7 protein-coding genes are annotated in these 6,242 nt (G+C 47.8%); all 7 read right to left on the bottom strand.

Translation table 11 applies throughout. The features are described 5' to 3' along the window. The coding region (locus ACJMM4_RS08235) for an aspartate/glutamate racemase family protein (protein WP_405383963.1) at positions 1 to 564 on the bottom strand (564 nt) is incomplete at its 3' end. Between the two features lie 14 nt (positions 565 to 578). Next, entirely contained in the window at positions 579 to 2,138 is a 1,560-nt protein-coding gene (locus ACJMM4_RS08230) for an ArnT family glycosyltransferase (protein ID WP_405383961.1), read from the bottom strand. 19 nt (positions 2,139 to 2,157) lie between these two features. Beyond that, on the bottom strand, positions 2,158 to 3,084 hold the full coding sequence (locus ACJMM4_RS08225; RefSeq protein WP_405383959.1) for an NAD-dependent epimerase/dehydratase family protein: 927 nt from the start codon (positions 3,082 to 3,084) through the stop codon (positions 2,158 to 2,160). A 45-nt stretch (positions 3,085 to 3,129) separates the two neighbouring features. Beyond that, complete coding sequence (locus ACJMM4_RS08220) at positions 3,130 to 4,170, bottom strand: YbhN family protein (RefSeq protein WP_405383957.1); 1,041 nt, start codon at positions 4,168 to 4,170, stop codon at positions 3,130 to 3,132. Next, a complete protein-coding gene (locus ACJMM4_RS08215; RefSeq protein ID WP_405383955.1) occupies positions 4,170 to 5,021 on the bottom strand; it encodes a ChbG/HpnK family deacetylase in 852 nt (283 codons plus the stop codon). The genes ACJMM4_RS08220 and ACJMM4_RS08215 overlap by 1 nt, the downstream gene beginning before the upstream one ends. Before the next feature lie 4 nt (positions 5,022 to 5,025). Continuing rightward, positions 5,026 to 5,952, bottom strand: coding sequence for a ribonuclease HIII (locus ACJMM4_RS08210; RefSeq protein ID WP_405383953.1), 927 nt, complete (start codon positions 5,950 to 5,952; stop codon positions 5,026 to 5,028). A 10-nt stretch (positions 5,953 to 5,962) separates the two neighbouring features. Continuing rightward, on the bottom strand, positions 5,963 to 6,242 hold a 280-nt coding region (locus ACJMM4_RS08205; RefSeq protein ID WP_405383951.1), incomplete at its 5' end, for an efflux RND transporter permease subunit.

The following is a 6,242-nucleotide window of genomic DNA, read 5'->3' as shown; positions in this document are numbered from 1 at the left end:
CAATTCTTCCACCAGCTTGCGCATTACTGCACCTGCTTCGGCAAGTTCGTTGGCCTTAACATGGTTAATAACCACTTGGGACAAATCGCTTTGCTCCTCGTTGGGAATAAACAGCTTCAATCCATGGAGATCCGCGTACTTTTGGTACAAGCCGCACGCACGGGTACCTTTAGTAGAAAGCATCCACGCACCATTAGGCGCAATCTTTTTTGTCGCCAAAACTGTTGCTTCGATAATGTGTACCAAAGGCACAGGAATTTCCTCAGCAAATTGGTCGATAAAGTAATGAGCAGTATTGCAGGGTACTGCCAAAACATCTGCACCCATAGCGCACAACTGTAGTAAATCTGCCTTCAGCTTGGGCAGCGGAGAAGGTCCTTGTCCGCAAATCGCTGTACCGCGGTCAGGAATTTCGCAGTCGCCAATCATAAATACTACGGGATGTTCTTGGTCAATGGAAGCAGGACATTTAGCTGCCAACTGACGCAGGAATTCCGCTGCGGCAGCAGGTCCCAATCCTCCCAGCACGCCTAATTTTTTGCCATTCTTCTTGTACTTAATCATTCCGCACCTCTATCTTACTTCTGCTCCAGCAGATAAATATCGCTGATTTCTTTAATAGTTTCTACGTTCGTAGGCACCTGCTTAGTCTTTTGGACACGGCGGTACTCCAATCCACGTACCAAAATGTACTTGTGCTGGCCATTGCGCAATGCTTCCGGCAGCGCACCGGTTTGAGGAATCATTTCCACACCTGCTGTACGAGAATAATACATAAATCCCGGGCGCAGGAACTTATCCACGTAAATGGGCACATCCTTATCGCACTGTTCTTCATAAACACTGCTCATAGTCTTCACGCTGAAACGATCCGCAATCACAGGCAGTACAAAAGCGAAAGCTACGCACATGGTAACTACGCCAATCAAAGCATGGAGCCACGCAGCCATTTGGATATCACGATAATACCATAGGGTAAAACATACGGCAGCGCCCAAGATCAAAGTCATGACGCCCAACATAATCAAACTGAAAGCAGCTTCAGGCAGATATTGGCTGCCTACCATCCAACCAATGCCCAAGAGTAGGAACATGAAACCACTGCCACCCATCCAACTGTAGAAAGTGGTGTTGTGGCGCATTTTGGCAATCATGCGGGAAATATTCCAACCAATGATTACCGCTAAAGGTGGGAACATGGGCAGAATGTAGGAAACAAGCTTAGTTTGGCAGATAGTGAAGAAAATAAAGACAAACACCCACCAAACGTGGAACAGAAGCAGCTGACGCATATCGTCAATACGGCTTTCACTAATGGAAGCACGCACTGCCTGCACTAGCATACCCGTCCAAGGGAACATGCCCAAAATAACTACAGGGAAATAGTACCAGAAGGTTACGCGGTTAGCATGTTCGGGAGTGGTAAATCTAGTCACATTATGAAAACCGAGAAAGGTATTGATAAAGTCCATACCATGAACAGTATACATGGCATAATACCAAGGGGAAGCAATCAAAAAGTACAGCAGCAGACCGCGAACCACGTGCATCCGCAAAATCTCCCGCAACTGACCTGTAATTAGCAGATACAGGAAGATAATCGTACCGGGAAAGACGATACCGATGGGACCCTTTGTAACCGTTGCCAGCGCCATACATGCGTACATAAGCCAATAGCGCTTATGGGAAAAGGCCAGCACTGCTCCCGTCATAAAGAAAAGCAGCGTCGTATCCGTTACCGCAGCTTTGCCCATATAGAAAAACTGGACGCAGGTTGTCAGAATAATCGCTGACCAAAAGCCTGCCTTCTCATTAAAAGTTCTAGTTACAGAAACATAGAGCATCATCACTGTTCCGCACGCCATTAAAGAAGCAGGGAAACGCGCAGCAAATTCCGTGTAGCCAAAGAGCATCTGGCTGAAAGCCACCAACCAATAGTACATGGGCGGCTTATCATACCAGTAATGACCAAAAATGCGAGGAGAAAGAAAATCCCCTGTTTCAATCATCTCCCTGGCCGTTTCCGCATATACAGGTTCGTCCGGGTCCAGCAAAGGCACACCACCAATGCCGAACATAATGGTAAAAAGTACCAGCCCGCCAATCACCAGCAGGCTATTCTTCTCAATCTGCTTCATAAACTAACTCCCCAAAGCTTTATTTTGCAATTTTATCCAGATAATCGGCGTAAGTACGTCTTACACCTTCATTAATATCCATAGCAGGCACAAAGCCCAAATATTCCTGGCAGCGGTCATTGGCTAATACGCTGCGGAAAATGTCACCTTCGCGGGCAGGACCATAAGCCACAGGAAAATCATGGCCTACAGCCTGACGGAAAGCGGCAAGCAATTCATTTAAAGATGTTTCCTTACAGGTGGACACGTTGATTACATGACAGCCATCCAATTGCACTGCTTTGAGCAATGCTTGGGCAATATCCCCTGCATACACAAAGTCGCGGGTCTGCTCCCCATTGCCAAAGACAGTAACGCCTTTACCTTGGGCAAGCAGCTTACAGAAAATGCTGACTACCCCGCCTTCTCCACCTGTTCCCTGACGTTCGCCGTACACATTGGCAAAACGCAAAATCGTGGCGTTGATGCCGAACAAATCATGGTACAGACGCAAGTAGTGTTCCCCCGCCATTTTGGTCAAACCATAAAAGGACGTAGGTAACGGTGCTTCCGTTTCCTGTAGAGGAACATGAAGATTATCACCATAAACGGCAGCACTGGAAGAAAAAGCTATATTTTTGACATCATACCGACGACAACACTCTAAAACATTAACGATACCTTTTAAATTCACATCGCAGTCCACGTTGGGATGCTCAATGGAATAAGGCACCATGGTTTGGGCAGCCAAATGAATGACTGCATCAAACTTTTCCGAAGCGAAAAGATCTGCTAAAGATTCCGCACGCACATCCCCCACCACCAAACGCAGGGAAGATGGCACATGTTCTTTACGACCTGCGGACAGATTATCATATACTACAGTCTCTATATCTTGGCGCTGCGCCAAAAGCTGTAACAAGTGGGAGCCAATAAAGCCTGCTCCCCCTGTAACAAGTAATTTCATATATCTAACAACTCCTTAGGTTTGGACATCAAGCTACCTATGGATTTACTGACTGTTTTTGCCATTGGGCAAATGGTTGCGACCTTGCTTGGTCTTGCTTTTTACGGAAGCCATATTGAGTACATCACTGCCAAAAGCGCGAATAGTTACAACAGCGCCCAACATAAAGGGCAGATATTCCGCGGCAAAACGCCACAGTACCGCCATAATACCCTCCACACCTTCAGGAAGGATATTGGAGAAGAGCACAACGAAACCTGCTTCTGCAATACCGCTGCCACCGGGGGTAGGAGAAAAATACAGCACCAAATTCAAGAGCACCATACGCCCCATAACCTGCAGCAAATCAAAATCAATGTTCAGTCCTGTGAAGAAGGCAGGCACTGTGCCATAGATGAAGAGCAAGCTTAACCCTGATTCCACAAAAGCACGCAGCACCATTAAAGGATGCTTACCCATAACCATAACAGCGTTTTTAAACTGTTGATACCAAATAATGCAGTTACGACGCGTAGTATAGGATAACTTGCGGGTACAGTAGAAAATAATTTTCTCAGGATAGCGTGTATGCAGTAAATAGATAACGATAATAGGCAGAGAAACAAAGGCCGCGGACACCGCCGTAATCACGGAAGATGGCATCCAGCCCACAATATCCGGATCACTGTGGAGCACCACAGGCACCAGCAGAATCAGGAAGATGATGGACATAACTGTACGCACTAAAACCACCACTGTGGATTTGGCTACAGGCACTCCCGCCTTGCGCATAAACATAACTTGGGCAATAGCGCCACCGCTGGCACCGGGAGTAAACAACGCCAAAAAGTAGTTGCTAAGCACTACATTAACGATTTGGCGCATAGTTAAGCGTTCTTCCGTAATACTAGCCAAAGTTATGAGGCGCAGTCCGTCAAAAGTTAAACCAACGGCTAAAGAGCCCAACGCCAGCAAAATGCAGCAGGGCTCAAACATCGTCAGATAATCTAACGCCCTAATATCAAAAGTAAAATAGATGACTGCCGCGGAAATAATAAGGACACAACTAAAAAGCAGTCCCAACCGCAGCAAAATTTTGTTGTTCATTAATCCAAACCACCGAAATTTGTTAAAGCCACATGCTCTTGCTCTAACAAAGCTTTATTTGTAGCTGACAGGTATGCATCCAATTCCTGTCGCCAATGATAATGCCAAGTAAAAACTTTGCTTAACGATTCCGTATCCAGTCCGGGATGTGTCATAATCTCGCTGACACCTTCAGGCAGACTGCGGATGATGTTGCCTACTAGCTCCGCATTAAGATTGCCGCCTGCAAGCATACCGAAGAAATGGTCCGGATGACTGATGCCCTTGCCCTCGGCCGCCATAGCAGCCATATCGGCGCAGAAGCTGAGTCCGGCACGCCCCACCTTACGGCCCAAGCCTGCAGAAAAACCGCCGCTGAAAGTATAACCTTCCTTGGGGATACGTATTCTCCTAATATTATACTCATTACACAGCTTTAATACAAGCCCATTTACAAAAGGAAGTACATGGGTATGCTGGTGGCTGTCCACATGGGTAATGTTCACCCCTGCAGCCAGCGCCTTTTCCATTTGGGCACGCAACTCTGCTTCCAGTTCCGCACTGCTGACAGCGCCCGTGTAAAAACGTTTAGCGAAAGCCACGTAGTCCGCAGGGAAAAGTCCGTCAGCATCTACTAAGGTGCTGACTTCGGCAGCAGGCAGCGCAGGTGCTACACTGCCCACCAGCGTCAGGTGGATACCAATACCTAACCCGGGATTTTCCTTCGCCAACTCCACCGCTTCTGCAAAAGCAGGTGCGCTGGGCATCAAGGAGGTGCTAGTAATAAAGCCTTCCCGATAGCCTTTGATGATACCTTGGTTGATCAGCGTATGCAGACCGAAATCATCAGCATTGACAATTAATTTCTTCATAAAATCACAGCCTCTGATAATTTGCAAAGTGGAGTTTGACGAAACTCCTTAAAGCCTCTTTGCCCAGCTTGCGTGCCAAACGACGGGCACATTCCGTGGCGGCGCTGCCGCCACCTTTGGGAAGTTCCTCCTCCCCTGCCTGCACTGCCAGCTCGTCCATAGTCCGCAAAAACTGGGCGCGTGCCAGTACGGAAGCAGCAGCCACTGCCAAATTGCTTTCTGCCTTGGGCATCTGGCGTACCCTGCAGTCGGGGAAACGACGTTCCAATTCCCGCAAATTGACAGTGGAAGTGGTGAACTGGTCAATAAGAGCTTGATGGCAATCCTGCTGCCGTGACAAGACTTGGCTTAAAGCTGCCACGTGCCCGAAGCCCAGCAGTTGGTTCAACTTGCCCCCTTGAGCCAGCACCTGTTCATAACGCATGTTGTAGATTGGTGGTTTAAGTTCCAACACACTAAAGTCTACCACCGTTTCCTTAATTATACCTTCTAATTCCAGAATTTTTTTATCCGTAAGGAGTTTGCAATCCTTGACTCCTGCTGCTTGCAGTTTAGCAGCAGTTGTTCCATCCACCACCGTAGCAGCGACAACTAAGGAGCCAAAGAAATCCCCTTTGCCGGACTCGTCGCTACCTGCGTACAAGCCATCGATAGCCGTGTCCGCTACCTGCTGAGTAGCAGGATCTGCGGCAGCACCTCCGCCCAGTGCCTCCTGCAGTTTGGCTACAAGGGCGCTGTCACCGCTATACACAGGGTTCAAGCCTTTTTTACCATTATAAATGTTCACTGTAGCTTTGCAGCTGGCAAGCTGTACAACGAATTGATGTCCAAAGTTAATGGGTTTATCCACACTCAAGGGCATCCAAGCGCGGATTTTCTCCCGCGCCTCGTTCAAATAAGCTGCAAAAGCCTGAGTACTTAATTGTTTCATGTAAACCTCGTTATTCGCCTTTAGCTACGTAATGCTTTGCCTTCCAATCTTCAAAGAGCATGTACATCAAAGGCACAACTACCAACGTCAACAGTGTGGAAGTAGTCAAACCGCCTACCAAAACTACGCCCATGGATTGACGTAGCTCCGCACCTTCGCCAATGCCCAAAGCAATGGGCAGCATACCCAAAACTGTGGACCATGTGGTCATAAAGATAGGACGCAGACGCAAGGAGCAAGCCTCCAGAGTCGCTTCCTTCAAGGGCATGCCTTTTTCACGTGCTTGGTTA

Source organism: Phascolarctobacterium sp., from assembly GCF_045124115.1.
Taxonomy (GTDB): domain Bacteria; phylum Bacillota; class Negativicutes; order Acidaminococcales; family Acidaminococcaceae; genus Phascolarctobacterium_A.
This window is presented reverse-complemented; position numbering and strand designations above follow the sequence as displayed.

Coding starts and splice junctions, on each gene's coding strand:
- ACJMM4_RS08230 (WP_405383961.1), bottom strand. CDS start 2,138: ATGAAGCAGATTGAGAAGAATAGCCTGCTGGTGATTGGCGGGCTGGTA.
- ACJMM4_RS08225 (WP_405383959.1), bottom strand. CDS start 3,084: ATGAAATTACTTGTTACAGGGGGAGCAGGCTTTATTGGCTCCCACTTG.
- ACJMM4_RS08215 (WP_405383955.1), bottom strand. CDS start 5,021: ATGAAGAAATTAATTGTCAATGCTGATGATTTCGGTCTGCATACGCTG.
- ACJMM4_RS08210 (WP_405383953.1), bottom strand. CDS start 5,952: ATGAAACAATTAAGTACTCAGGCTTTTGCAGCTTATTTGAACGAGGCG.
- ACJMM4_RS08220 (WP_405383957.1), bottom strand. CDS start 4,170: ATGAACAACAAAATTTTGCTGCGGTTGGGACTGCTTTTTAGTTGTGTC.